The 26,877-nt window shown below is 41.6% G+C and carries 23 protein-coding genes; 13 read left to right on the top strand and 10 right to left on the bottom strand.

Annotated features, from left to right (window positions below):
• The first annotated feature begins 258 nt into the window (after window positions 1-258).
• Window positions 259-1,557, top strand: coding sequence for a citrate:proton symporter (locus MHI46_RS03775; RefSeq protein ID WP_024426631.1), 1,299 nt, complete (start codon window positions 259-261; stop codon window positions 1,555-1,557).
• 177 nt (window positions 1,558-1,734) lie between these two features.
• Window positions 1,735-3,366: a M14 family metallocarboxypeptidase gene (locus MHI46_RS03780; protein WP_024424605.1), complete on the top strand. Its 1,632-nt coding sequence runs from the start codon at window positions 1,735-1,737 to the stop codon at window positions 3,364-3,366.
• A 71-nt stretch (window positions 3,367-3,437) separates the two neighbouring features.
• Here the strand turns inward: MHI46_RS03780 and MHI46_RS03785 are convergent, their stop codons facing one another.
• On the bottom strand, window positions 3,438-3,923 hold the full coding sequence (locus MHI46_RS03785) for a phenolic acid decarboxylase (RefSeq protein ID WP_008341777.1): 486 nt from the start codon (window positions 3,921-3,923) through the stop codon (window positions 3,438-3,440).
• Between the two features lie 112 nt (window positions 3,924-4,035).
• On the opposite strand from MHI46_RS03785, the gene MHI46_RS03790 reads away from it, so the two are divergent.
• Window positions 4,036-4,593: a PadR family transcriptional regulator gene (locus MHI46_RS03790; protein ID WP_024426629.1), complete on the top strand. Its 558-nt coding sequence runs from the start codon at window positions 4,036-4,038 to the stop codon at window positions 4,591-4,593.
• A 104-nt stretch (window positions 4,594-4,697) separates the two neighbouring features.
• Window positions 4,698-5,804 carry a nitric oxide synthase oxygenase gene (locus MHI46_RS03795; RefSeq protein WP_034623117.1) on the top strand — a complete coding sequence of 369 codons (1,107 nt, stop codon included), beginning with the start codon at window positions 4,698-4,700 and terminating at the stop codon, window positions 5,802-5,804.
• 305 nt (window positions 5,805-6,109) lie between these two features.
• Here MHI46_RS03795 and MHI46_RS03800 read toward each other — a convergent pair whose 3' ends face one another.
• Window positions 6,110-7,519, bottom strand: coding sequence for an MFS transporter (locus tag MHI46_RS03800; RefSeq protein ID WP_342503119.1), 1,410 nt, complete (start codon window positions 7,517-7,519; stop codon window positions 6,110-6,112).
• 117 nt (window positions 7,520-7,636) lie between these two features.
• On the opposite strand from MHI46_RS03800, the gene MHI46_RS03805 reads away from it, so the two are divergent.
• Window positions 7,637-8,524 (top strand): LysR family transcriptional regulator, encoded by an 888-nt coding sequence (locus tag MHI46_RS03805; protein WP_058837491.1) that lies wholly within the window; start codon window positions 7,637-7,639, stop codon window positions 8,522-8,524.
• 260 nt (window positions 8,525-8,784) lie between these two features.
• Here MHI46_RS03805 and MHI46_RS03810 read toward each other — a convergent pair whose 3' ends face one another.
• A complete protein-coding gene (locus MHI46_RS03810; RefSeq protein ID WP_058837490.1) occupies window positions 8,785-9,057 on the bottom strand; it encodes an acylphosphatase in 273 nt (90 codons plus the stop codon).
• Window positions 9,058-9,179: 122 nt separating this feature from the next.
• Between MHI46_RS03810 and MHI46_RS03815 the strand changes: the two genes are divergently transcribed.
• Window positions 9,180-9,830 carry an MOSC domain-containing protein gene (locus tag MHI46_RS03815; RefSeq protein WP_106025869.1) on the top strand — a complete coding sequence of 217 codons (651 nt, stop codon included), beginning with the start codon at window positions 9,180-9,182 and terminating at the stop codon, window positions 9,828-9,830.
• 42 nt (window positions 9,831-9,872) lie between these two features.
• Here MHI46_RS03815 and MHI46_RS03820 read toward each other — a convergent pair whose 3' ends face one another.
• The 3 genes from MHI46_RS03820 to map form a co-directional block, all read right to left on the bottom strand.
• Complete coding sequence (locus tag MHI46_RS03820; RefSeq protein WP_064497716.1) at window positions 9,873-10,010, bottom strand: YflJ family protein; 138 nt, start codon at window positions 10,008-10,010, stop codon at window positions 9,873-9,875.
• A gap of 134 nt (window positions 10,011-10,144) precedes the next feature.
• Window positions 10,145-10,306 carry a hypothetical protein gene (locus MHI46_RS03825; RefSeq protein WP_087976421.1) on the bottom strand — a complete coding sequence of 54 codons (162 nt, stop codon included), beginning with the start codon at window positions 10,304-10,306 and terminating at the stop codon, window positions 10,145-10,147.
• Between the two features lie 123 nt (window positions 10,307-10,429).
• On the bottom strand, window positions 10,430-11,179 hold the full coding sequence (gene map / locus MHI46_RS03830) for a type I methionyl aminopeptidase (RefSeq protein WP_024424611.1): 750 nt from the start codon (window positions 11,177-11,179) through the stop codon (window positions 10,430-10,432).
• Between the two features lie 189 nt (window positions 11,180-11,368).
• Here map and nagE point away from each other — a divergent pair, with 189 nt between their 5' ends.
• Window positions 11,369-12,736 (top strand): N-acetylglucosamine-specific PTS transporter subunit IIBC, encoded by a 1,368-nt coding sequence (gene nagE, locus MHI46_RS03835; protein ID WP_342503120.1) that lies wholly within the window; start codon window positions 11,369-11,371, stop codon window positions 12,734-12,736.
• Window positions 12,737-12,754: 18 nt separating this feature from the next.
• Here the strand turns inward: nagE and MHI46_RS03840 are convergent, their stop codons facing one another.
• A complete protein-coding gene (locus tag MHI46_RS03840; RefSeq protein WP_106025870.1) occupies window positions 12,755-13,513 on the bottom strand; it encodes a DUF817 domain-containing protein in 759 nt (252 codons plus the stop codon).
• A gap of 412 nt (window positions 13,514-13,925) precedes the next feature.
• Complete coding sequence (locus tag MHI46_RS03845; RefSeq protein WP_342503121.1) at window positions 13,926-15,317, bottom strand: DJ-1/PfpI family protein; 1,392 nt, start codon at window positions 15,315-15,317, stop codon at window positions 13,926-13,928.
• A 479-nt stretch (window positions 15,318-15,796) separates the two neighbouring features.
• Between MHI46_RS03845 and MHI46_RS03850 the strand changes: the two genes are divergently transcribed.
• Complete coding sequence (locus MHI46_RS03850; protein WP_024426621.1) at window positions 15,797-16,300, top strand: DoxX family protein; 504 nt, start codon at window positions 15,797-15,799, stop codon at window positions 16,298-16,300.
• A gap of 44 nt (window positions 16,301-16,344) precedes the next feature.
• Here the strand turns inward: MHI46_RS03850 and MHI46_RS03855 are convergent, their stop codons facing one another.
• Both MHI46_RS03855 and MHI46_RS03860 read right to left on the bottom strand, forming a co-directional pair.
• Complete coding sequence (locus tag MHI46_RS03855) at window positions 16,345-16,932, bottom strand: YjgB family protein (RefSeq protein ID WP_039177122.1); 588 nt, start codon at window positions 16,930-16,932, stop codon at window positions 16,345-16,347.
• 98 nt (window positions 16,933-17,030) lie between these two features.
• Entirely contained in the window at window positions 17,031-19,016 is a 1,986-nt protein-coding gene (locus tag MHI46_RS03860) for an LTA synthase family protein (RefSeq protein WP_126681355.1), read from the bottom strand.
• Window positions 19,017-19,595: 579 nt separating this feature from the next.
• Here MHI46_RS03860 and MHI46_RS03865 point away from each other — a divergent pair.
• From MHI46_RS03865 to treC, 5 genes are all read left to right on the top strand, one after another.
• Window positions 19,596-21,254 carry a pyridoxal-dependent decarboxylase gene (locus MHI46_RS03865; protein WP_039177127.1) on the top strand — a complete coding sequence of 553 codons (1,659 nt, stop codon included), beginning with the start codon at window positions 19,596-19,598 and terminating at the stop codon, window positions 21,252-21,254.
• 31 nt (window positions 21,255-21,285) lie between these two features.
• Window positions 21,286-23,010, top strand: a complete 1,725-nt coding sequence (locus MHI46_RS03870) for a methyl-accepting chemotaxis protein (protein WP_039177128.1) — start codon at window positions 21,286-21,288, stop codon at window positions 23,008-23,010.
• 157 nt (window positions 23,011-23,167) lie between these two features.
• On the top strand, window positions 23,168-23,554 hold the full coding sequence (locus MHI46_RS03875) for a DUF1992 domain-containing protein (protein WP_024425857.1): 387 nt from the start codon (window positions 23,168-23,170) through the stop codon (window positions 23,552-23,554).
• Between the two features lie 167 nt (window positions 23,555-23,721).
• Window positions 23,722-25,158 (top strand): PTS system trehalose-specific EIIBC component, encoded by a 1,437-nt coding sequence (gene treP, locus MHI46_RS03880; RefSeq protein WP_342503122.1) that lies wholly within the window; start codon window positions 23,722-23,724, stop codon window positions 25,156-25,158.
• A 15-nt stretch (window positions 25,159-25,173) separates the two neighbouring features.
• The gene (gene treC, locus MHI46_RS03885) at window positions 25,174-26,874 is read left to right on the top strand and encodes an alpha,alpha-phosphotrehalase (RefSeq protein ID WP_144491764.1); all 1,701 of its coding nucleotides are present in this window, start codon (window positions 25,174-25,176) and stop codon (window positions 26,872-26,874) included.
• Window positions 26,875-26,877: the final 3 nt, after the last annotated feature.

Raw genomic sequence — 26,877 nt, forward strand, 5'->3', positions numbered from 1 at the left:
ACTCGTCTTTCCTAGACTTCAAAGGTTTTCTATCACGCTGAAAAGAAGACAAAGGGCTAAAATAAACCCTTTGTTTTTTTCATGGAATCAAAAAGCTCAATGTTTGAACAAAATGAACAAAAAGCATTTATCGACCGAAAAAGAATTAAAATTCATAATATTTACTTCAATTCTCACCTCAGATATGATGACAAAAAGGGTTGGAAATGGGATACCAACACATTAATGAAAGCGTATACAACATAAGGGGTGAACAATATGTTAGCAATCTTAGGATTTCTTATGATGATTGTATTTATGGTTTTGATTATGACGAAACGTATGTCTGTTTTAACGGCATTGGTGTTAACACCGATTGCATTTGCTCTTATTGCAGGTTTTCATTTTACTGAAATTTCAGACATGATTGTCAAAGGCGTGCAGCAAGTCGCACCAACAGCGGTCATGATCATGTTTGCGATTTTGTACTTTGGCATTATGATTGATGCGGGCTTATTTGATCCAATGGTGGCGAAAATTTTAAAAATCGTTAAAGGCGATCCATTAAAAATCGTGGTCGGAACAGCTGTCCTGACGATGCTTGTTGCACTTGATGGTGATGGAACAACAACGTATATGATTACAACAACAGCGATGCTTCCACTATTTACGCTGCTTGGCATCCGTCCAATTATTTTAGCGGGTATTGCCGGGGTTGGCATGGGAATTATGAATACAATTCCATGGGGAGGAGCTACACCTAGAGCGGCGAGTGCACTTGGCGTTGATCCTTCACTTTTATTTGGACCGATGATTCCAGTCATTGGTGCAGGGGTTCTCAGTATGATTATTGTTGCTTATTTTCTTGGAAAAGCCGAAAGAAAACGCCTTGGTGTGATTGAACTTGACCAGCCGATTCATGCAAATGAAATGGCAGCGGCACTGCAAGATGACATCAAACGGCCGAAGCTTTGGTGGTTTAACCTGGCGCTGACTTTGTTATTAGTGCTGCTGCTTGTATCAGGTAAAGTCAGCTTAACTGTTCTATTTGTTCTTGCTTTCTGTGTGGCGATTATCGTGAACTATCCGAACTTAGATCAGCAGCGTGAGCGAATTGCCGCTCACTCAACAAACGTTTTAGCCATTGCCTCGATGATTTTTGCGGCAGGTGTTTTTACAGGTATTCTAACTGGAACGAAAATGGTCGATGAAATGGCGATTTCGATTGTATCTGCAATTCCAGAGCAGCTTGGCGGCTTTATTCCAGTCATTGTCGCATTAACAAGCGGGATCTTTACTTTCTTTATGCCGAATGATGCATACTTTTATGGCGTACTGCCGATCCTATCAGAAACAGCGGCAGCATACGGTGTCGATAAAATTGAGATTGCCAGAGCCTCTATTATTGGTCAGCCGATTCATATGTTAAGTCCACTTGTTCCATCGACTCATTTACTTGTTGGACTTGTTGGCGTATCACTGGATCAGCATCAGAAATTTGGGATGAAATGGGCTGTGCTGGCAGTCGTCGCTATGACTGTCGTGGCGGTTCTCATTGGGGCCATTTCCATCTGGTAAATAAAAAAGTGTCTGCTGCGGGCAGGCACTTTTTTTAGGTCATATTGCCGTGCAGTCTCCATTCATTTGCCCTAGACAAAGATCTTCCTGTTCCTCCAAAAGATTTATTTTTGAAAAATACTGACACTTTTTCTGTTTTTTTCTTTATAATGCAAATCAACGAAGGGAGAGGATAGCATGTCCAAACGAAAAGGCACGATTCTTTTTGCTGCTGCATGCCTCTTGGCAGGCAGTTTGTCGATGGTGAGCCCAGCTTCAGCTCATGCAGAAACCCCTTATTATGGAAAGAGTTATGAACAGCCGGCTTCAGTGAAAAAGCTATACCCTAAGCCTGGCGAGACGTTTGAAACCCCTGCCTTTCAGAAAAAAGGAGAAGCATTTACGACACAAGAAGAGCTTCAAGCTTTCTTAAAAGACATTGTCCGCAAAAGCCCATATGCCACTCAGAAACAGATTGGAACATCCATTGAAGGCAGGTCCATTCCGGCCCTGTACTTTACAAAGGATCGCTCCATTACTCCACTTTCAAAAAAGCCAACCATCTGGCTCCAAGCACAAATACACGGAAATGAACCAGCCTCCGGTGAATCTGCTCTCGTCATTGCAAAACGATTAGCAGGTGAAGAAGGAGAGCGTATACTCAATCATGTCAATATCATCATTGTTCCAAGAATCAATCCTGATGGTTCTTATGCGTTTGACCGCAGACTGGCAAACGGATTAGACGGAAACCGTGATCATATGACATTAGAATCTCCAGAACTGGCAGCCCTGCATCAAGAATTTAATCGGTATGCGCCAGAGGTAGTTATTGATGCCCATGAATACGATGTGGGTCAAAAGCAGTTTGAAAATATCGGTTCATCAGGCGCTCTCAAATATCATGATTTGCTTATTCTTTCAGGGAAGAATTTAAACATTCCTGAAAGCATCCGGCTGACTTCAAATGAGTTATACGTTAACGGAGTTCGTGAAACGCTGACGAATAAAGGATTTTCTAACGATTTGTATTATACAAACACAAGAGGAAAGGATGGAAAGATCGACATCTATGAAGGTGGTACGGATGCGCGAATTGGCCGTAATGCCCTTGCACTTTCGCCAGCCCTGTCATTTCTTGTAGAAAGCAGAGGGATTGGGATTGGAAGAGAGGATTTTGCCCGCCGCGTCGCTGCGCAAGTAGCCACCCATGAAAAAATCATTGAGACCACGGTGAAACATGCGAAACAGGTGAAGCAGCAAATGGTGACGGAGCGGCTGAAGCTGGTCAAAAAAGGACTGCAGCCAAATGATGATGATCAAGTGGTCATTCAAGATGATTTCCAAGCACCTGTCAATGACTCGCTGGAAATGGTTGATATTGAGAAGGGACAAACGACTCAAGTTCCTGTGCGCTTTCACAGTGCGAGCGATGCTGTTCCTGTCTTAACAAGAGAACGGCCGACAGCTTATCTCATTCTTCCGGGGCATGAAGGAGTAGAAAAGAAACTCAGAACATTAGGATTAAAAAGTGTCACATTGCCGGCTGGCATGAAAGTGCCGGTACAAGCCTATCAGGTGACAAAGCGAGAGGAAAAGAGCAAAACAGATATTCAGCTTGAAACAAAACTCGTTGACAAGAAACGTCAGCTGCCAAAAGGAACAAAGGTATATGTCACGGCACAGCCGCAAACCAATTTGCTCTCACTTGCCCTTGAACCAGAATCAAAGGACAGCTATATGTCATCAGGGTTTATTGCTTCAAAAACAGGTGATGAACTGCCAGTCTATCGTTTCGTGCTTCCTCAAAAGACGTTAGGCATTCAATAAAAAAAGGCTAAAATAAAGATCATTTTAGCCCTTTTTCACCAATCTAAAGCGGCACTTGGCGTGCCGCTTTTTTATTTTCGTCCAGCTCTTATTTCATCTGTCATGCCTTCATATGGTGCTTCTGCGATAATGGTTTCGTCATTCACACCTGCATGATGGATATACGTAATGTCCGCAAATTCTGGGACAACATATTTCGGATAGGTTTCGTATTTTTCACGAGATTCTTTCATGAGATCGATGTAGTCATTTTGATAGCAGACGGTGATGTCTGGACGTTCATGCACCCATTTCGGGAAGAAGATGACGCCATGCATGCGTTTTTCTTCAGGCATAAAGTTCAGAGAGACGTCTGTCCCAGTTGGTTCTGTCCAAGAGACTTTGTATACGCCTTTTGTCAGCTTCACAATATTTACTTCTTGATCACGGACCCAGCGTCCTCCAACCATTCCGCTATGAATGCGGTAATCAATGGTGTGATCGTTTTTAATGTAAATCTCATATTCCCAGCCATTTTCATACGTATAAATCATATGAAGTCCAACGAATTGATCCATGTTTATTCCTTCTTTCATTAGAATGATGTTTTTTCAAACATGTTGTGATTTACATGTTTATTTTAAAGTCTATGATATACTATTGTCAAAGAATAAGCGTTGGAGGCCCATCATGAGAGTACTAAAATATGCCATTCTTGGCTTGCTGGATCAGCATGAGCTGACGGGATATGATATCACGAAACATTTTAAGGATTCCCTTGGACAGTTTTGGAGTGCGAAGCACAGTCAGATTTACCCTGAGCTGAAGCGTCTCACAGAGGAAGGGTTTATTGAATTTGATATTCACATACAAGGAAAAAAGCTGGAGAAGAAGGTCTATCAAATCACAGCGGCAGGAAAAGAAGAATTGCGTCAGTGGTTAAGAACAAAAGATCCGATTCCGGAAACAACAAAGGATGAATTCATGCTCAAAACCTTTTTCATCTCCTCCATGGACAAAAAAGAAGCGGCTGACCTGTTTGCCTATCAACTTTTAGAGCGCACCAAGAAAGTAGATGTGCTGGAACAAAAGCTGCACGCTTTGACAGAGGAAGACCCTTCTGCTGAATCACTGCATTCAGCGCAATTTGGGCATTACTTAGTGCTGACAAGGGCAATCGAAAGGGAAAAAGGCTATGTCCGCTGGCTCCAAAAGACCCTTAAACGAATTGATTCATCTATGATCTAAGGACAATGGTCGGATGATTTGATAAAAAATGGTTTGAAACGAGTGAATTTATCAATAGAAACCGCTACAATGGATATATTCGTATTAAAGTGAGGCGAGTATGTTTGAGTAATCAAGAAGCGTTGTGGAATGAAGCAGAAGCTTTTATTTCTGTATGCTATGAAGAATTAAACAAGTCAAATGAAGAGAAAGCAGCACGTCTGCATGAAATAAAAAAAGAAATTGAGTCTGAAGGAATTTATACGCATACACTAGAGGAATTAGCTCACGGGGCGAAAATGGCATGGCGCAACAGTAACCGCTGCATTGGCCGTTTGTTTTGGTCGACCCTGCAAGTGCATGACTGCCGGCATGTAAAGACAGAGGATGAGGTGAAGGAGGCGCTCTTTCATCATATTGAGTATGCGACAAATGGCGGGAAAATCAAACCGTCCATTACGATCTTTCCCCCAGAGAAAAACAGACAGAAGGAAGTCGTCATTTATAATCATCAGCTCGTTCGTTATGCAGGCTATGAAACGGAATATGGCATCATCGGCGACGAGGCATCTCTTGAATTAACAAAATTATGTGAAGAACATGGCTGGAAAGGGGAGGGCACACATTTTGATATTCTGCCTCTCATGTTTCAGCTAAAAGGTCAGCCGCCTGTTCTATATGAGCTTCCGAAAGAAATCGTCCAAGAGGTAGAGATCACCCATCCTGAATATGATGGATTCCGTGATTTGGGACTAAAATGGTATGCGGTCCCGATTATTGCTGATATGAAATTAGAGATTGGCGGTATTCATTACAATGCTGCACCGTTTAATGGCTGGTACATGGGCACAGAAATTGGCGCACGCAACCTAGCGGATGAAAACCGCTACAATATGCTGAAAAAAGTCGCTTCTCTTTTAGGACTGGACACAACCAAGAATGCGTCCCTTTGGAAGGATAAAGCCATTGTCGAATTGAACGTGGCGGTTCTCCATTCTTATCGCGAAGCAGGGGTAACCATTGTCGATCACCATACAGCAGCACATCAATTCAAGCAGTTTGAAAAGCAGGAAGAAAAGGCTGAACGCAAGCTGACTGGGGACTGGACATGGCTGATTCCGCCAGTATCACCAGCTGCTACCCACATATTCCACAAGCATTACGACAATACCATTGTGAAACCAAACTATTTTTATCAGGACAAGCCCTATCACAGGACAGAAAAAGCCTAGCGAGAGCTATATGTAATTCCATAAAAAGATGGCTTTTATCATAATACATGTATCCTCTCATATGATGTTGAACATTTAAATTGATTAAAACAAAAGGGATAGATATCTATCCCTTTTTATTTATGATGCCCACAAAAGATCTCTTCCTTACTACAACAATGGGCGAAAGTTTGCGCTCTCGCATTCCATTTCTGGATGACTTTCTCACCCTGGGGCTATTTATCCTTTTGCATTCCCTGCCAAGTTTGATCCCATGAGGACCATTCTTTGATATTAACAGTTGTTATAACATTCAACTCCAATTTTTATTTTTTGTTTGAATTGCTTGTACTCGGTTCATCCAATTGCTCAGAATATCTGAGCCGTAGACTTATAAATACTAAGACCAATGCAATGACCGTTAGGAAAACCCCCAGCAATCGGAATCCTGTAAAGGTGAACGCACCTCCCATAATGATACCTGTCAAGAGTGAAGATAAAATTGTTCCCAAGTATCTTGATGTATTAAATAGGCCAGATGCTACACCAGAAATTTCTTTTGGAGAGCTTTTAAACAAAGCTGCCTGCATACCAACAGCGTTTAGCCCATTGCTAAAACCGAATGCGGCTAACGCCAGACACACACTGATGACTGGTGAACTTTGCGTCCATGTCACGATCCACACTGCCCCTACTACCATCAGTAATGAGGATACAATCAATACAGGTCTGGGTCCTGATTTATCGACCCATTTCCCTGCTATTGGCGAAGCTACAATCGAGCTCAAGCCCAAGGTTAACATAAGAATCCCTGTCTGGAATTCACTGACAAGACGTACCATTTGCAGGTATGATGGAATCCCAAAAAAGAGTGAATAATAAAGTAAGTTAACTAGCAAGTATTGTATATTGACCCAAGTCATCTCTGGATATTTGGCGAAGGTGCGTAAAGGAATAAATGGCGACACTGTTTTTAGCTCATGTCGTACGAATATTCCCACCGCAATGAGACCGATTAGCACAATAACGATATTCCACATAGAGAAATGCCCAGATGATTTCGCTGCCAGCAAGCCAACTAGAAGGGCAATCAGACCCACCGCAAAGAGCAGAATTCCTGGCACATCAATCACACCCAGTAATTTTCGAAACGACATGTCACGTGAAACCGTTGCGGCTGGTCCATCGTTAGGAATCATTTTCCAAGCTAATATAAAGCTCGCCACTACAAACGGGGTATTGACGATGAAGATCGCTGGCCAGTCCCACCATTGAATAAGTACTCCTCCGGCAAAGGGTCCTATAGCTGCTGCACCGGATAGGAAAATTGATAAACCTGCTAAAGCATCTGATTGCTTTTCAGTAATATGAATGCGTATTATAGTTGTTCCAACTGCAATCAGCATACTAGTTCCGATTGATTGTAAGATTCTGAACACAATTAGCCATCCGAAATTTGGAGAAAATGGAGCCAGAATAGAAGAAACTAAGGATACAACAAGACCCGCCAGAAATATCTTCCTCCGACCGAATAAATCACTAGCCTTCCCCATGACAGGTTGGGCGATAGCACTAGCGATATAAAATGAAAACACAATCCAGGAAACAGCAGTAAAATCAATGCTATACACATGTTGCAACCTAGCAATAGCAACAGAAATCATTGATGAATTTAAAGGGTTTAATAATATTCCTAGTCCAACGGATATCATTAACCATCTGCTACGAGAATTCATTTTTTCTCCCCCTTTATAGTTGTTACATTGATATCTTACTTGGAATTTTACATTCATTCCAACGCATTTAAAGTTATGATATCATTGACCAAAAGGAATGATTGGAGAGAAAATGAAATGGAACTCCTTCAACTACAATATTTTCTAGAGGTAGCTCGATTAGAGCATGTAACCGAAGCTGCACGAAGCCTCCACGTTACGCAATCGTCGCTAAGCAAAACGATTCAGCGTCTGGAAGAAGATTTAGGGGTACCTTTATTTGATCGCACAGGCAGAAAACTGCGATTAAATGAATTTGGCAACAAATTCATTCGTCGCGCGGAAAGGGCTTTGTTTGAGTTGGAACAGGGAAAACAAGAGATTAGCGATTTGTCTAGAGCAGAATCTGGCACACTAAAGCTTGCGGTAACCACAGCAAGCACTTTGCCTCAGATTATGCGAGAGTTTCGTAAAAAACGACCTAATATCCAATTTCATGTGCAAATGCTGACCACACTGGAAATGGTCACGCTTTTACATCGAGGCGAAGTCGATTTTTGCTTGTCGTCCTCTCCTTTTCAAGGGGAAGACATCGAATGTCAAGTTGTCTTTGTTGATCCCATTCTTGTAGCAGTTCCTAATGGGCATCGACTGGCAGACCGAAGTAGCGTATGTTTAACAGAACTTAAGGATGAATGCTTTGTCGGTGTGAAAAGAGGATACGGCACTCGTGATTTAGTAGACTCTGTATGCAAATCGGCTGGAATTGACCTTAAATATGTGTATGAGGGCGATGAACCTACACGTTTGATCAGTCTTGTAGAAGCTGAAATTGGACTTGCCTTCATACCAAGCACAGCAAAAATATCATGGGGAAAGATTAAATATTTGCAAGTTGAGAATCATGAACTTGTACGTGATATCGCTTTATTATGGCATACAAGCCGATACATGACGCAAGCTTCATTGGAATTCCGCAAGGTAGTTCTAGACTATTTTGAGGCAATATCGAACCAGTCCAATTAATCTTATGCATGACTTGTACCGATTCGATGTTATACGAGGTCTAAGTCCCAACCAGCCTCAAACATATCTCTACAAGTAGGTGTTAAACTGTTTACTTGACGGAAATCAATGTCCTACGCCCCCGTACGTTCTACCCTGGCTACTGATAGATTAAATCTAAATAAAAAAAGTTCAACCAGAAAGTTCTGGCTGAACTATATAATACGAACGCTCCGTCTAACTATCATGAATAGGAATAATGTTTACAAATAGCTAGTTTTTTATGACCGTATTCGAAAAACCTTATAATGAGCCAGCTCGGTGAGCGGTTCCATGTGCATGCCGGTGACTTTTGAAAAAGGACTTCCTTTCCGGACAGTTTCTAAGAAATCAATCACTTTCTGCTGCTCACCTTCTACCTTTAACTCGACATGACCTTCATCTGTGTTGCGTACCCAGCCTTTCATTCCACGATTGACGGCTTCTCCCTGAACAAAATAACGAAAGCCGACTCCTTGCACACGTCCTTTTACAATGGCGTGATAATGAACCATGGTCATCTCTCCTTTTTTCACATCGTACCATAGCCTGCATCTGATCTTCACGCCTCGACTTTGATTTGTTTGTCAAACGATGTAAAATAAAAGCCAGTAGACAACCAAAGGAGATGGCCATCGTGGGACAGAAGAGATATGCCATAGAAGGAATCCAGGTGGGACAACCTATCATCACCTATGCGAACGGAAAAGAAATCAAAACAGCCATCAACAAAAAGCGCATTCATGAGCCTGTGTATTTAAGTCAGATCAATTTTGAGGGAGATGGCCAAGGTGATTTGATTCATCATGGGGGTTATGATAAAGCCGTCTGCGTCTTTCCGTACGATCATTATGCTTACTTTGAGCAATTTTTAGGGATTCCTTTACAGGAAGCTGCCTTTGGCGAGAATGTAACAGTACGCAAGCTAGTCGAGACGAATGTGCATATTGGCGATGTGTTTCAGCTTGGAGATGCATTTGTTGAGGTGAGCCAGCCAAGACAGCCTTGTGTGAAATTATCTGTTAAGCATGGCAACATGAAGCTCGTAAAGGAAGTGCAAAAAACAGGGTATACAGGCTTTTATTTACGTGTACTGAAAGAAGGCATGGTGCCGCCTGATGCATCGCTTGTACTCGTAGAAAAAGCGTCCCATCAAATTACGGTCCATGAGGTCAATGAAGTCAAATATCGTCAAACAAGTCCAGAGAGACTGAAAGCCGTTCTTGAAGTAGAAGCTTTAGCAGATGTGGTGAGGAAGTCTTTAGAAAAACGAATTCAGCACATTTAAAAAAAGCCGTACATCAGCTTAAGATGTACGGCTTTTCAGCGTTTATGAGCTGCGTTTCTTTTGCTCAAGAAGATTTGCAAGGAAATATGTTTTTAAGCTTTGAAGCTTTCTTCCTTCATGCTTAGTCACACCAAGCTTCTTTAATTCTTCGACATACCAGCCTTTGCTACCATAATGCATGATAGAAAACTCCTTTCAATTGAAACTGCCTGCATTGTAACATCTCAAAAAAGGACGTGAAAAGTGTGCAGGTGTCAAGAAATGAAAACTGATTCTATCTGCCTATGATCCATGTATATGCTGGAAATATTGATTTATGAATTTGGCGGGTTGAGGGTAACGAGGATCATGCCGACCGTCATAATCATGATGATAACACCAAGATAGGTCATCATGGATTGTTTTTTCTTAATCCCTACAACCGTTAAAATAATACTTTCGATGAAAAAGATAACACCTATGATGATGAACCACATATCAAATAAGACCCCTTTCGCATATCTTTGCCTATTTTACCACAGGCATTTTTGTTTAGTCGTGACAGATTCGTGAAACGGGCATGAAAAAATCCCCTCCAGTAAAGGAAGGGACCCGCTGGCTTACAGCTTTGTTAAAATAATCGGTTCGTCTTTAGTGATCACAATGGTATGTTCAATCTGTGCGACTAGACTTTTATCTGGTGTTTTAAATGTCCAGCCATCATCAGCCTGATAAATCGATTCAGCATTTGTTGAAATGAAGGGCTCGAAGGCAATAACTGTGCCATTTTTAAACAAAGCATTATCGAATGGATCATAGTAGTTCAAAATATGGTTAGGTGCTTCATGCAGGTTTTTCCCAATGCCGTGTCCTGTCAGGTTTTTAATAACGGTAAACCCTTGTTCTTTCGCTGTATTGTAGACCGCACGGCCAATTTGGTTTTGTCTTTTACCGGCTTTTGCATGTTTTAATCCTTCTAGGAACGCATCCTCCGCACACTTACATAATGCTTCAAGACGAGCATCACCTGTACCTAAAACAAATGAAATGCCTGTATCGGAATAATATCCGTCAAGCTCTGCTGAGATATCAATGTTTACGAGGTCACCCTCTTGTAAAATGGTTTTTTCACTAGGGATACCGTGTGCCACTTCATCGTTCACGCTGATACAAGTGGTACCAGGGAAGTCGTATTCCTTTTCAGGTGCTGAATTGGCCCCATGCTCTTCTAATATTTTTTTCCCAATCAAATCTAATTCTTTTGTAGACATGCCTGGTTTCGCTTGGCTTTTCATTTCTTCTCTTGCCAAAGCGACAATTCGACCGACTTTTTTTAAGGCTTCTAACTCATGATCATGTTTGACAATCACTGTTCATTCCCGCTTTCTATAACTTCATTCTATTCAATAGCTTACCACATTTTACGCAAAAAGAGTAAAGAGCGGAATTCAAATGGATGTGGACAAATTGGTATAGATAACTAGACGTGCATATGATATATTTTTTATGAACATCATGAACGATTTAGTCATGATGATGACAAAGGGGGGAGAAGTCAGATGGTGTTTCAGTTTTTTCAAAAGCTAGGAAAATCATTTATGCTTCCAATCGCTGTACTTCCAGCAGCAGGGATTATTTTGGCCATTGGGCGTGAGGATGTATTCAATATCCCGTTTATTTATGAGGCAGGGAATGCAATTTTTGCGAACTTGGCTTTAATTTTTGCAATGGGTGTAGCGATTGGTATTTCAAAGGATGGAAATGGGGCAGCGGCATTATCAGGTGCGATTTCTTATTTTATTTTGTCAGCCGGTACAACGTCGATCAACTCAACCAACAATATGGGGGTATTGGGCGGTATTTTGTGCGGGCTTTTGGCAGGTTATGTTTACAATAAATTTAAGGATACGAAACTGCCGGAATACTTAGGTTTCTTTAGCGGAAGGCGGCTTGTGCCTATTATGACGGCACTTTTCACCATTCTATTAGCAGCCGTTTTCGGATATGTATGGCCTCCGATTCAAAGTGTGATCAATGATCTAGGGGAATGGATTTTAAGTCTCGGTGCAACAGGTGCTGGGCTGTTTGGTTTCTTTAACCGATTGCTTATTCCATTGGGACTGCACCATGTTTTGAATAACTTATTTTGGTTTCAATTCGGGGAATTCAGCGGGGCAACAGGGGATTTAGCGCGATTCTTTAAAGGAGATCCAAGCGCGGGTGTCTTTATGACAGGATTCTTCCCAGTGATGATGTTTGGTCTGCCAGCGGCATGTCTAGCCATGGTTGTGACTGCAAAACCTGAGAAGCGAAAAGCAACAGCTGGTCTGATGATTGGGATGGCACTTACATCATTTATTACAGGGATCACTGAACCAATTGAATTTTCTTTCATGTTTTTATCTCCACTTTTATATGGTGTCCATGCTATTTTAACAGGGCTTTCGCTTTTTATTGTGAACACCCTTGGGATTCATAGCGGATTTGCCTTTTCAGCAGGTGCGATTGATTACGTCTTAAGCTTCGGTATTGCGCAAAAGCCGATCTTGCTTCTTGTAGTAGGAATCATTTATGGCGTCGTGTACTTTGTCGTTTTCTATTTCCTCATTAAACTATTAAAGCTCAAAACACCAGGCAGGGAAGATGATGACATGGAAGATATCGCAGCGGATGATGCGGTGACAACAGGAGGAGCAAGTATGCTCGTAGAGGGACTTGGCGGCAAAGACAATATCACCACGATTGATCATTGTGCCACACGTCTTCGCTTAACAGTAGAGGATACAAATTTATTAAATGAAGTTACATTGAAAAAAGCAGGTGCCAAAGGGGTACTGACTTCTGGAAAAACATCCGTACAAATTATCATTGGAACGAATGTAGAATTTGTCGCAGATGATCTCCGCAAGGAAGTCGATCGAGATTAAAAAAAGCGTTCAGCCAGGTCAAACGGGCTGAACGTTTTTTTGTTTACGCTGTTCGATCACTAGCACAATACTGATCACAACGAGTAAGAACCACGAACTAATTTTCCCTAGATGAACAATGGACCAAGTATGCTGCTGATTTGGATATTGCCATGCGCCTAAAAAGGTGGTGACATTTTCGGCAATCCAAATGAAAAAGCCAATCAGGAAAAATGAAACAACAAGCGGCATTCGAAAGGAAGATGGACCAACCTGAAACGAAACCGACGTTTTCCAAAACACAACAACAAGCAGACATGTCAGCCACCATCTGACATCATAAAGCCAGTGATGGGTAAAGAAATTGAGATAAATGCACAAACTGATACCAATTGAAAGAAATGGATGAGGCCAGTCGGTCACTTTTATATGAAGCCGTGAAAATGCCTGATAAATATAACTAGCCACACTTGCATACATAAAGCCGCTATAAAGTGGAACCCCGAATATTTTTGTATAAGCTGCTTCTGGGTAGGACCAAGAGCCCATATGTACTTTATACACTTCCAAACAGATTCCTATGAGATGAAATAGACAAATGACCTTTAGCTCCGTCCAAGTCTCCAGCCGCAGCGCAAGCATTAGGATTTGAGCTGCGAGGCAAAGCAGTAGAATGAAATCATACCGGTGAAGAAAAGGAATAGACACCGTCTTTGATAGGGCAAGCGCCGCAAAGATCATGACGGGGAATAGACATGAGATGGCCTGTAAATAAGCAAAATGAAATAGTGTTTTCATACAAAATTAAACCCCTTTTTACTGTCTGAAATGACTTAGACGGTTTTCGCAAGGGAAAAGTTTACCTCTATGAAGCAGCAAAAAGAGAAATAACAAGATAAGATGAATTCTGGTGTGACCTGTTCAGTTTTGACTCATTGGAAAGTTTGAAAGGTGTTGCTTTGTAATAAAGTTTAATCATAAATACCTCATAAACCCTTATTTTGCGATAAATTAGAAGAACCCATTTTTGAAAAAAGTTTGATCAAAATGGATTCTTCTCTAGCATATTTAAGTTTTGGTTTTATAAAAAAGTTTGATCATTTTTTATCAGGAATTTAATTAAATTTATAGTAATCAACCATTATGGCAACTTTCAAAGCATGATCAATCTCATTTACTCTTAATTGTAAATGGATTGTGTTTCTTCTTCCTAAACTGTGATGTTTCTTTTGCTTCCTGTTTTATGTGGAACAGTTTTTTTCCTTAAGAAACGTCTTTCTACCAAATATACGACGAACATAGACAACAAGCCGACACCGATCGGTATGCCGAACGCTTCGTACGAAAATGGTGCTCCTTTAAGCTTAAGCTGGCTTGTGGCGCGGTACTCGAGCCGCTTGGCGGCGAATTTCGCCGTCAAGATATCTTCTTGCTTCGCCAAATCTTCAAACGCAGGTTCCATCGCGAACCGCTCTGGCGAATCACTGTGCAGGAAAAGCTGCTCAGCCTTTCCACCGTTCACGTTCCAGTTTCGGATATCATCTGCAGCGCGCGTCTTCACGTCCGGTCCCACAAAAATCATTTTGTCGAGTTTTGGAGCATCCTCTATTTGATATCGGGCGATCAGGTTCAGACCGTGCCGAGTAACAACCGGCTCGCGTTTGTTGGATATCGTCAATGTTGTTGTTGTTCCAGAAGCCCCGTACGTGTCAAAAGCCGAGGATAACATAAGCTCGTCGGCACCGTCATACAGCAGGACTCCGTTCTTTTCCTTGCTCCATTGAAACGCATTGTTCAAAATATAGACGATATCGCTCAATCCGGCCGTGAAAGGCTCCATTTGCGGATGCTGAACAAAATCGTAGGAAGGGTAATTCATTTCCTTCGCCACTTTCTCCGCTACAGGATCTCCCATTTGCTGGGATATAACATACAGTGTGGCATCAATCCCCGAAGTCAGGCCGGCGGAGGAGACTATGTTACCGTCATGCACGTAACGCTGATCCCTTTTCCAAGTAATCTCGGTATATTTCTTTTCCAATCTGCCGATATCTCCCCAATGTGTTGCTGCAGATTTCCTGTTCAGCAGGCCGGTATCCGCCAAATTTTCCGCCCCATTGCAGATGGACAACAATATCGTTTCCTTGCCGGAGTGCTTCCTTATCCAATCGCGGACGGGCTTGTATTGTGCTTCATCCAAAATCGGCATGAAAGGGATCACAATTATATCCGGGCTTTTGCCTGTCAATTTGTCCAACTCGTCGAAAGAGTAATGCGGTACGACATCAAGCCCGCCCGTCAACGATTTTATGTTTTTGTTGGGAGCTGCCGCAAATACATTGTACGAACCCGTCATGGAGAACATTTCGTATGGTACGAGAAAATCAAACACCTCGGTTACTTCATTCGCCAAAATAACGACCACTGTTGGCTTTTTCGAATCATAGGTAGGAGTTTGGATGCTTTGTAGAGAAGCAGGAACTGGCTTATCATAAACCGACATAGCCTCCTGCATCGTGCTCATGAAACCGATCGCTCCGGTTCCTCCAACAACCAGAACGAGAACGCATACATACACGATGAAACGCCATAATTTATTCAATTGTCTTCTCTCCCTTAATGTTCTCTAGTTAATTGTGACGTGTTACTTACTTTGATAATAAAGGGAGGAGGAAATTGATTAAACCCGCTCGAGGCTTATATTTTCTCTGACTACGGTCTTAGTAAAGGATTTTTTTCTCGAACAGCAGACGAAAGCTTATTTTAAAATATTAACTGACCGGACAGGTTGTTAGAGTATTACTTCTGGTTCTTTAAAGGTACACATCACTACTAACCAATACCTCATCCCTATCGTACTTTGACACAGCAGTTGAGTTGTTTGAAAACCATGAAACGCGTCACACTCCAAAAGTTTATTTCTACAAGCTGCACACACTTTTGAGATTTGCATAAATTAGATATTCATGAACAATTTGTGAATATATATGTGAAAAAGATCACAAATAAGAAATAGCATAGTATAATAAGATCATAAAGAAAATGTGAAATATTTCACATAATTTAAAAGGAGGCATCATCATGTTTACAAAATTCTTACAAACGAATGTATGGGCAGCCGTTATCCTTTTGGCAGCAAGACTTTATATCGGATGGACTTGGCTGACATCTGGTATTGGAAAACTAACAGGTGGATTTGATGCATCAGGCTATTTGCAATTTGCGATATCTGAACCTGTCGTCAAAGATGGTCATCTTGTGTATCCATTCTATGTATGGTTTTTAGAAAATGTCGCTTTGCCGAATGCCGGATTATTTAGTGCCATGGTCATGTGGGGTGAAATCTTAGTAGGCCTAGGATTAATTGTCGGATTATTCACAACAACGGCAGCCTTTTTTGGAAGCGTGATGAATGTCTCTTTCTTACTAGCTGGAACCGTCTCTGTGAACCCGCTGCTTCTTCTGATCGCAGTCTTCATCATGGCAGCGAAAGGAAATGCCGGAAAACTTGGTCTTGATTATGTAGCAGGTCCAGTCCTCAAACGAAAACTGAAAAGAAAGCCGCAATTAGAAGTGGCATCATAATAAAAGAAAAGCATCCAAAGCATGTGCTCAGGATGCTTTTTTATTTAAGAATTGGCTTTTATCAAGTTGATATGCAGCACGGTGAGTTCATGCTGGCTAATATCAGGATCATGTCCAACGATAAATTCGAGCTCATAATCACCGGTTCGATACACATATTTTTTCTCTTTTGTTTGCGGGATGGTGCTCACTGAATCCGCTGATCCAAGCTGTTTCTTTAGTAGAGCAGGGGTCATTCCACCAATATTCGTTTCTTTTTCTACATTCGTTCCGAAATAACGGATTTCATCAATCTTGCCTTTTGCATCATAGTGAAAAGCAAATCCGGGATTCCCCATTTCAGCATGATAGAGATCAAAGCTGCTTTGGCCTGTTTCTGGATATGGATTTCCGAGCTTATGATGAACGTCTTTTTTGGTTTGAACGCCAATTTTCAATCCTTTAGCATAGTAGGGCATTTGTCCTTTATGTGCCAGCTCATAAATGCTGGTAAGCGCGGCTTTTGGACCTTGAGGAACGGATTGTTCTGCTGCCGGTTTGGTCATGGCGTGTGCTGAGACCGCAGGGCTGAAACCGAATAAAGCGGACGAAGCAAGCGAGGCAGTCACGACAAAAGCTGCTGTTTTCTTCATGATAAATCCCTCCTTCTTCTCCTATACCCGGAGTAATCATGATCAAACGTAAAAAGAACCAGCTGATCAAGGATCGGCTGGTTCTTAGCATGAGAAAATTATTTCGAAGAAGAGCTGGATTCATCTTTGGCGGAAGAGGAATCCTTTTCATCCTGTACTTTCTTTGTATAGTCATAGTCGTTGCGGTCAATCGGTGTAAAGCCTTTAGGCTTGTAGAAACGGAGTAAATCTTCGGTGACAATCTTATCAGATGTCTCCAGCATCTTTTTCACCGTTTCATTTTCTTGTGATGCCTTGTCAGTTGGCTCGATTTTCTCGCCTGTTTTGTTGCTGTAATAGTTATTGCCTACTTTTGTGTAGTCTTTAGACACGAAGTCACCGTTTCTAAATGGCACAAGCTCTTTAAAGTTCTTCGATAAGATATCAGAACCAGACATTAAATAGTTCTTCGTATCATCGCCGAGCAGGTGCAGAAGGGTTGGTGCGACATCGACTTCACCAGAGTATTTATGAATCTGTCCACCTTTTACGCCAGGTACATGGATAAAGAGCGGCACACGCATGAGCTGTGCATTTTCATAATCTCCAATTTTTTGTCCTGTCACTTTTTCCATCGCTTCATTATGGTTTTCAGAAATGCCGTAATGATCTCCGTACATAATGACGACTGTGTTGTCATAGAGACCTGACTTTTTCAAATCGTTGAAGAACTGTTCAATCGCTTCATCTAAATAATGAGCCGATTGGAAGTAGTTATCGACGACAGAGTCACCGAAGTCACCAGGTTCGAAATCAGTGTCACCTTCGTCCATTCCAAATGGGAAATGGTTCGATAAGGTAATGAATTTCGAATAAAACGGCTGCTTCATGTTTTTAAGCATTGGCATCGATTCTTTGAAGAACGGTTTGTCTTTCAGTCCGTAGTTCTTCGTATCCTGCTCGTTCATATCGTAGTATTCAGAATCGTAAAATCTGTCATACCCAAAGGATTTAAACATTTCATTACGGTTCCAGAAGGTTTTCGTATTGCCATGGAATTCGGCTGACGTATATTGATCCTTCTTCAAAATACCAGGAAGTGCTTGATACGTGTTTTGCGCTTTGTTAATAAAAACAGAGCCCTGTGATAATGGGAATAATCCAGTATCCATCATAAATTCAGCATCAGACGTTTTTCCCTGTCCTGTTTGATGGAAGAAGTTATCAAAGTAAAACGTTTTGTTGTCGTGTGCCAATGAGTTAAGGAACGGCGTTACTTCTTTTCCATTCACTTTATAATCAATGACAAAGTTTTGCAGAGATTCAAGAGAAATTGTAATCACGTTCATGCCTTTCGCTTTCCCGTAATAAGCCGGGTTAGGATCAGCGCTGTTCGCTTTTAAATAATTCTCTACATCTGTCACGTCATTTGAATTTGCGAGAGCACGCTGGCTGTTTGATTTCACATTTTGAATGGCATCAAACACAGTAAAGTTATAAGCACCTAAATATTTAACTAAATAATTGCGGTCGAACGATCTTGATAAAAGCTCTGGGCGATCGATCTCTGCAGCAACTAAGTTTAAAACAAAGATCACAACAGAGGACACAAGGACGAGTCTAAACGATTTTGACTTTTGTACAGGTACAGTCGTGGCTGTACTTGTTTGCTGCTGCCTTTTCATGCGGACTGCAAGTACGATCAAAATGATTGTATCAATAAAGTAAAACACATCAGTCCAACGCATGAGTGAAAATGCACTATCACCTAATTGTCCGCCATTCGTTCCTGCCTGCATCACTGTAGGCAGCGTGATAAAGTCATTGAAGAATCGATAGTACACGATGTTTGCGTATAGTAAAAAAGACATGAAAAAGTGAATCACAATGATAGCGGCAGGCTGCCATTTTTTCTTGAACAATAAAGCAAAGCCAAGAAAGAACAAGCTGGAGCTAATAGGATTCACGAAAAGCAAAATATGCTGAAGCACATTTGATATACCAAGTTTAAATTCGATTAAATACGCTGAATACGTTTTGAGCCATAGTAAGATGGCTGCAATCAGAAAGAAGCCGAGACCTCTTTTTTGAATAAATGTTTTCATATAAACACTCCTTTTCTCCGATACACGGAAGAGGCGGAACGAAAGAAAACGAACCATTAGAATATACCACGAAAAGCACAAATAGAAAAGTCATAACCGGTGAAGCGCCTTTGCAAGCCTGTCCGAGCAATAAAAGGAGAGAAAATGAAAATATTCGCCCATCGAAAAACTTTTTATGAAAATCGACCTATTATTGACAGAAAATTCAGCAATTTTCCAGTTGCTATATCAATAAAACAGGTAAAAAGGCATAAGTCTAAAGAATTAATTTGGTTTCTACAATGGTCATTTAGAGAGTTTTTCCATTGTTTATTAATGTTTATGCAGGTTAAGCAAAAAAAATGAACAATGGAATGGAACAATATGATGGATAAAAATTCCTCTCATACGATATATCAATATATTTTTGTGTTTCGTCAACATAATGCTTTTAATGTGTTTTTTAAGGGTTTCATTTATTTTAATAAGTAAACAAATTATCTAGATATACTTAAGTGAACATATCGAGACTATAAACTTCTGAATTGGGGTCGATATAGACAGTGACAGGAAATCTTCCATTGAAAGGATTGATAGTATATGACTGTACGAGCAGAGAACCTCGTTCAGAACTGGTTTCCGAGTGAGGACGGAAATGCAGGAGAGCGTAAAGAACTCGTCAAATTGATGGAGCAGATCATTTCAGGGGTCGATGACCTGAAGGATCCCAACCGTGCACACCTTAAAGGTGAAAAGAATCGTGGGGAGGACTTTTACAAAAAGCTCACTGAAACAAGTCAAATTCCGATGAACGGCCAGCAAGCGGAACTTGTGAATGAAGAATTACTGAAGCTTTTACATAACCATCCATACCACACCAAGTATTTCTTCACGAACATTTTGCCAATGGCAAGTACACCAGGAATTTTAGGCATGCTGACAGCTATGCTGGTAAACGGAAACAACCTATGGGATGTTTATGGACCAGCAGGTGCGGAAGCTGAGGTCAGAGTGGTCTCAATGATGTCTAAGCTCATCGGATATGATCCAAACGTGAGCGGGGGATACACAACATGGGGAGGTCAAGGAGCGATTTTTTCAGGACTTCGTTTAGCGATTGCCAAAGCAGCGCCGGAGTCACTGCGAAAAGGAGTTCCGCAAAATCTTTATGCGTTTTGTTCTGATGCCGCACATTACAGCTTATTTAAGTCAATGGAAGCAACAGGACTTGGCACAAACAACTTAATCAGAATTAAGACGAATAAAGATCATTCAATGGATATGGAAGATTTGCGTTGTCAAATGGAACGTGTTGCACAGGATGGCGGGATTCCCGTTTATATTGTGGCAACAACCGGAACAACAGATGCCATTGCAATTGATGATGTAAAAGGGGTACGTGAAACAGCAGAAGCGATTGCTGAAAAGTATGATCTGAAGGTGCCGCATATTCATGCAGATTCGGCGCTGGGTGGATTCTTTGCTTTCTTTAATGAGTATGATGTATCAGAAAACCCGCTGCAATTCTCAGACGGTGTTCTTCGTATGCTAAAAGAAATCAAAGCGAAATTCCAGCATCTTTCTCTTGCAGACTCGATGTGCTTTGATTTTCAAAAGCTCGGCCAAACACCTTACACATCCAGTTTATTCTTAGTGAAAAACGCTGCTGACTTAAAGCGTTTGGATCTGGAAGAACAAGAGACTCCATATGTTGGCCATAGAGGCTACGGGGAATACCATACGGGTTATACACTTGAGTGCTCAAGAATGGGAAGCTCAATCAGCATGCTGAGTGTGCTGTTAACGTTTGGGATTGAAGGCTACCAGCGCTTGCTCGGTCAATTCTTAGAAGTAAACCTTGCCTTCAGAGAAGCACTTAGTAGGGAAATTCCGCAAGCAGAAGTCGTGAATGATGACAACGTCGGAATGGCTACATTATTTAGAATTTACCTAGACGGCTCACCGCGTTTTCAAGAAGAGATTTCTGGCGAAGCGACTTCAATGGAAATTGAACGAAACAATGAATTGAACAAAATGTTGTTTGAAAAGCTTGGAGAGAAAAGAGACGAGATGTTCTTTGGCGATACAACGAAGTTTTTACTTGTTAACTCAAAAGAAGGTCAAGAATTCTATCTAAGTGTTAGTAAGTTTTTTGTCATCTCACCTTATACGTTACCAGAGCATATCCCTCATATCGTATCTTATTTAAAAGATGTGATTGCATCTGTTTGTGGACAATTTGAAAATGTACATGCTTAAACCAAATCTGAGAGTGGAGATGTAGGAAAAAATGGCGAAACAAAGGAAATTTGGAGGATACACGATATCCTCTAAAATCATGTCAGTCGTTACCGTAACATTACTCGCAACCGTTGCATTATTCGTTCTAACATTTTATCTAGTCAGCCAGGATTTATCATCCCAGTTATTAAAGCAATTTGATTATCGATTAACAACAGATATTGATACCGCCAAAAAAGAAATCGATAACATCGATGGAAACGTGCTCAGCATTAGCGGGAAGGATGATCCCATTTATGTCGATATCAAAAAGAAATTCACAGAGCTTCAAAAAGATCATACGCTTGAGAACTTATACGTATTATCTAATAAAGGCGGTAAAGAAAGAATTATCGTATTAACTGGGGAAGACAATGATTTTGACCAGGATTATGCATTTTCAGATGAGATGAAGCAAGCTCTTTCTGAAGATAAAATGGTCAAAAGTGATATTTACCATGATTCATATGGAACACATAAATCAGTCTTTTTGCCAATCAAAGATTCAGGCGGTGAGCTGACAGGGATTTTAGGGATTGATCTAGATGCATCAATTGTTCCAGCCACTACGAAGAAGCTCACAATCTACATTACGGTTGCATCGGCTATTGTGCTCATCGGTGGATTGCTCTTCTCCTTTATCATGGGAAGAAGAATTGCGAAACCAGCACGTTCATTGATGGAATCAGCGAACCGAATTGCTGACGGTGATTTAACTGGAATGGTAGAAGTTGAGAGTAAAGACGAGATCGGCCAGCTTGCCGCATCCTTCCAAAAGATGCAGGGGCGGATCAAAGAGCTCATTTCGAAGATCTCGCACTCATCTAGTGAAGTATCAAAAATGTCTTCACAGCTTCGCACGGTGACGAACGAATCAAGTCAAAGTGCGCAGCAAGTGTCAGAAGCCATGACGAATATGAGTGAAGGAATCAATGATTCTGTCGCAAATATTACGGATTGTACGAGATCTGTTGCAGAGATCGATACTCAAATCGAAGGCGTCACAAAAGAAGTCGATGAAATGAAATCTGTTTCATCTGACGTACAGGAGCAGTCAGAATCTGGTCAAAAACTTGTGAACCATGTGCTTGATCATCTGAACTTGTTACATGACAAGATGACCAACTCAAAGCAGGCAGCAGAAGAATTACAATCCCATTCAACGGAGATTGAAAGTGTGATCTCGATTATTACGGACATTTCAGCACAAACGAATCTTCTTGCACTGAATGCTTCCATTGAAGCGGCACGTGTTGGGGAAGAAGGAAAAGGGTTTGCTGTTGTGGCAGATGAGGTACGTAAATTAGCAGAGCAATCAGCAGATGCAGCTAAAACTGTTTCAGACCTCGTTATCGGTACACAGGAAAACAGCCAGCGTGTTCTTGAAAGCGTAGAGGAAAGCAGTAAAGCAGTGGAAGAAGGACGTGAGCAAATGGAAGGCACGTCACAAAACTTCGCTGTGATTTACGACGGCGTGTCTCAGTTTGCAAGAAGAACGAACAACTTGCTTGAATCCATCAACCAGGTAGAACGTGCATATCAAACGATTTCTACATCGATTGAACAAATTTCGGTGGTATCGGAAGAACAAGCAGCCAGCTCACAAGAAGTGGCGGCAGCAACAGAACAGCAAAGTGCTGGCATGCAGCAAATTTCAAGTGCGATTGAACAGCTCTCTGACATGTCAGACGACTTAGCACAAATGGTCTCAACTTTCAAAATCGACAAGAAATAACAAGAAAGGGCTAAAATATTTTAGCCCTTTTTCTCTTTTCAGTGAAGTAGGGATGAGCACCGAATGCGGTTTGTCTAGACGCTGAAGTTGGCTCTTGTGAGAGAGGCAGCTTTTTTGCTATGCTTAATCACATACTTGCGGTGAAAGGAGAAACGCTATGGATTTTGCGCAGAGATTATCAGAAGAACGGATCAAAAAAGCGATGGATAATGGGGCTTTTGAAGGATTATCTGGCTTTGGGAAGCCTCTGCCAAAAGATGACGCTGCTCATGTACCAGAAGAACTTAGAATGGGCTACCGCATTATGAAAAATGCCGGATTTGCTGGGGAAGAAACAGCGCTGAAAAAAGAACTTATGACTGTCAAAGAATTACTTCAATCGAGTATAGATGGAGAGGAAAGAAAGAAACTGTCTCTCATATGTGAAGAAAAACAAAAACGTCTGGATGAACTTACATCTAAGCGTCAAACTTTTGCCCGCCCAGCCTCCTCCTTTTACAAAAATAAGGTCTACGAGAAATTAACGGAGCATAAAAAAAGATGATGACACGCTGCCTCTCCCTGAGCACATTGAGGGAGCTTTTTTATGTAAGCGCTACATTTTATTGTTGACTACATGTATATACAAATATAAAATATGAAGTAAACATGTATATACAAGTTTTTTGGTTCTTTTTTCTTATATAAAAAAACGATCTCGGAGGGGATAGTATGGCTGATTATCAGGCAGCAGCAGATCAGATTGTGAAAGCCATCGGCGGCAAAGAAAATATCGATCAAGCGACACATTGTGTAACAAGGCTGCGCTTTGTACTGAAAGATGAAGGCAAGGTGGATGAGAAAGCACTTGAACAAATTGATGAAGTGAAGGGATCTTTCTCAGCGAACGGTCAATACCAAGTTGTTATCGGCCAAGGGGTCGTCAATCGAGTATATGCCGAAATGGTCAAAAGGACGGGAATTGGGGAAGCCACAAAAGAGGACGTCAAGCGTGCCTCTGATCAAAAATTGAATCCATTGCAGCGTGCTGTGAAAACGCTCGCTGATATCTTTATACCGATTCTTCCTGCTATCGTCACAGCCGGTTTATTAATGGGGATTAATAATATTTTAACAGCTCCTGATATTTTCTTCGATCAAAAATCGATTGTGGATGTGTACCCGGCATGGGCTGATTTAGCGAATATGATCAACTTAATTGCTGGCACTGCCTTCACGTTCCTGCCAGCATTAATTGGCTGGTCAGCTGTGAAGCGGTTTGGGGGGAATCCACTTTTAGGGATGGTCCTCGGTCTGATGCTCGTACATCCAGACTTGTTAAACGCATGGGGCTATGGAGCGGCAGAGAAGACCGGTGACATTCCTGTTTGGAACTTGTTTGGACTTGAAGTGCAGAAGGTAGGCTATCAAGGACAGGTTCTTCCGATACTCGTTGCCTCCTATTTACTTGCAAAGCTCGAATTATTTATCACAAAACGGACACCTGAAAGTATTCAGCTGTTAGTTGTTGCACCGATTACGTTATTAATCATTGGATTTTTATCATTCATCGTCATTGGACCTGTTACATTTGCAATCGGTAATGTTTTAACATCTGGACTTGTAGCGGTATTCCAGCAATTCGCAGCACTTGGCGGTCTATTATACGGCGGACTGTATGCAGCATTAGTCATTACAGGAATGCACCATACGTTCCTCGCTGTTGATATTCAATTGATTAACTCAAAGCTGCACGGCACGTTCCTCTGGCCAATGCTTGCACTGTCCAATATCGCACAAGGATCAGCTGCCCTTGCGATGATGTTTGTTTTAAAAGATGAAAAGCAAAAAGGACTTTCACTGACATCAAGTATTTCTGCTTATTTAGGAATTACTGAACCGGCCATGTTTGGGGTCAACCTGCGTTATCGATTCCCATTTATTTTTGCTCTGATCAGCTCAGGATTAGCCGGTATGTTTATCGCCTCTCAAGGGGTGCTGGCAAGTTCAGTTGGTGTTGGAGGCATTCCAGGAATCTTCTCCATTATCCCGAAATATTGGGGTGCATTTGCAATTGGAATGGTGATTGTACTCATCCTCCCATTCATCGGTACTCTTTTATATGCAAAACTAAAAAAGAAGAAGGATTTTTCAGAAGAACTTAACTAGTGGTGGTGAAGGAAATTGAATCAGCAGACAAATGAACCATGGTGGAAAAAAGCGGTGGTCTATCAAATTTATCCGAAGAGCTTTTTAGATACAACGGGCTCTGGTACAGGTGATATCAATGGCGTGACGAAAAAGCTTGATTATATCAAAGAGCTTGGGGCGGATTGTATTTGGCTGACGCCAATGTATGAGTCCCCGCAGCATGACAACGGCTATGATATTAGTGATTATACAAAAATCCATGAGATGTATGGCACAATGACAGATTTTGAACGCATGCTGAAGGAAGCGCATGAGAGAGGAATACGAGTCATCATGGATCTAGCCGTTAACCATACATCCATTTTCCATGAGTGGTTTCAAGCCTCGCGTGAGTCAAAGGATAACCCTTATCGAGATTATTATATTTGGAAGGAGCCAAAAGCGGATGGATCTCCGCCGAATGATTGGCAGTCGAAATTTGGCGGTCCAGCCTGGGAACTCGATGAAGTAACAGGAGATTATTATCTTCATTTATATGATGTCACTCAGGCGGATCTCAATTGGGAGAAGGATGAAGTGCGCAGGAAAGTATATGACATCATGCACTTTTGGTTTGAAAAAGGAATTGATGGGTTTAGGCTGGATGTCATCAACAACATCTCAAAGGATCAGCGTTTCTTAGATGATGCCGGACAATCTGTGCAAGGCGACGGCCGCATGTACTATACAGACGGGCCAAGAATTCATGAATTTCTGCATGAAATGAACCAGGAGGTTTTTTCGAAATACGATAGCATGACAGTGGGAGAAATGTCTTCAACGAATATCGCAGACTGTATTCGGTATACAAGACCTGATCGGCAGGAGCTGGATATGACGTTTAACTTCCATCATTTAAAGGTGGATTATCCAAACGGTGAAAAGTGGGCGATCGCACCATTTGATTTTCAAGAATTGAAGTCGATTCTTTCTGAATGGCAGACGAAAATGCATGAGGGCGGCGGCTGGAATGCGCTGTTCTGGTGCAATCATGATCAGCCGCGTATCGTCTCAAGGTATGGTGATGATGACACGTATCATCAGCAATCAGCGAAGATGCTGGCAACCACAATGCATCTCATGCAAGGGACTCCTTATATTTATCAAGGTGAGGAAATAGGCATGAAGAATCCTCGCTTTGAGGACATTTCGTCTTATCGTGATATCGAATCACTCAATATGTACGAAGTCATGCTTGAAAAGGGAAAATCAAAGGAAGAAGCACTCGCCATTTTACAGGTCAAGTCAAGAGATAATGCGAGAACACCAATGCAGTGGAATTCAGAGAAGAATGCAGGTTTCTCAACAGGAACGCCTTGGATTGAGCCAGCCAATAACGACATTTCGGTCGAGGCTTCATTAAAAGATCAGACGTCCATTTTCTATCATTACCAAGCCCTTTGCAGACTGCGTAAAGAACTTGACGTGATCACATATGGCAGCTTCTCCTTACTCCTAGCAGAAGATCCAAAGATTTTTGCTTATGTTAGAGAAAGCAAGGATGAGAAGCTCCTCGTGATCAACCACTTTTATGCAGGTGAGGCGCACTTTACGCTTCCTGATGAGCTTGTGCAGGCTGCTGATGAGATGGAGTGTCAAGTGCTGTTATCCAATTATGAGGATGTGCCGGCACATATCAAGGGATTTACGTTGCGCCCATATGAGTCAATCGTTTATCATTTAACCAAACGCTAGAAA

This window comes from Bacillus sp. FSL K6-1000, assembly GCF_038630785.1.
GTDB lineage: Bacteria > Bacillota > Bacilli > Bacillales > Bacillaceae > Bacillus > Bacillus safensis.

Excerpts from the sequence above, each read along its gene's own strand:
- MHI46_RS03775 (WP_024426631.1), top strand. The coding sequence starts at position 259 with ATGTTAGCAATCTTAGGATTTCTTATGATGATTGTATTTATGGTTTTG.
- MHI46_RS03780 (WP_024424605.1), top strand. The coding sequence starts at position 1,735 with ATGTCCAAACGAAAAGGCACGATTCTTTTTGCTGCTGCATGCCTCTTG.
- MHI46_RS03785 (WP_008341777.1), bottom strand. The coding sequence starts at position 3,923 with ATGGATCAATTCGTTGGACTTCATATGATTTATACGTATGAAAATGGC.
- MHI46_RS03790 (WP_024426629.1), top strand. The coding sequence starts at position 4,036 with ATGAGAGTACTAAAATATGCCATTCTTGGCTTGCTGGATCAGCATGAG.
- MHI46_RS03800 (WP_342503119.1), bottom strand. The coding sequence starts at position 7,519 with ATGAATTCTCGTAGCAGATGGTTAATGATATCCGTTGGACTAGGAATA.
- MHI46_RS03805 (WP_058837491.1), top strand. The coding sequence starts at position 7,637 with ATGGAACTCCTTCAACTACAATATTTTCTAGAGGTAGCTCGATTAGAG.
- MHI46_RS03810 (WP_058837490.1), bottom strand. The coding sequence starts at position 9,057 with ATGGTTCATTATCACGCCATTGTAAAAGGACGTGTGCAAGGAGTCGGC.
- MHI46_RS03820 (WP_064497716.1), bottom strand. The coding sequence starts at position 10,010 with ATGCATTATGGTAGCAAAGGCTGGTATGTCGAAGAATTAAAGAAGCTT.
- MHI46_RS03825 (WP_087976421.1), bottom strand. The coding sequence starts at position 10,306 with ATGTGGTTCATCATCATAGGTGTTATCTTTTTCATCGAAAGTATTATT.
- nagE (WP_342503120.1), top strand. The coding sequence starts at position 11,369 with ATGGTGTTTCAGTTTTTTCAAAAGCTAGGAAAATCATTTATGCTTCCA.
- MHI46_RS03840 (WP_106025870.1), bottom strand. The coding sequence starts at position 13,513 with ATGAAAACACTATTTCATTTTGCTTATTTACAGGCCATCTCATGTCTA.
- MHI46_RS03850 (WP_024426621.1), top strand. The coding sequence starts at position 15,797 with ATGTTTACAAAATTCTTACAAACGAATGTATGGGCAGCCGTTATCCTT.
- MHI46_RS03855 (WP_039177122.1), bottom strand. The coding sequence starts at position 16,932 with ATGAAGAAAACAGCAGCTTTTGTCGTGACTGCCTCGCTTGCTTCGTCC.
- MHI46_RS03860 (WP_126681355.1), bottom strand. The coding sequence starts at position 19,016 with ATGAAAACATTTATTCAAAAAAGAGGTCTCGGCTTCTTTCTGATTGCA.
- MHI46_RS03865 (WP_039177127.1), top strand. The coding sequence starts at position 19,596 with ATGACTGTACGAGCAGAGAACCTCGTTCAGAACTGGTTTCCGAGTGAG.
- MHI46_RS03870 (WP_039177128.1), top strand. The coding sequence starts at position 21,286 with ATGGCGAAACAAAGGAAATTTGGAGGATACACGATATCCTCTAAAATC.
- MHI46_RS03875 (WP_024425857.1), top strand. The coding sequence starts at position 23,168 with ATGGATTTTGCGCAGAGATTATCAGAAGAACGGATCAAAAAAGCGATG.
- treP (WP_342503122.1), top strand. The coding sequence starts at position 23,722 with ATGGCTGATTATCAGGCAGCAGCAGATCAGATTGTGAAAGCCATCGGC.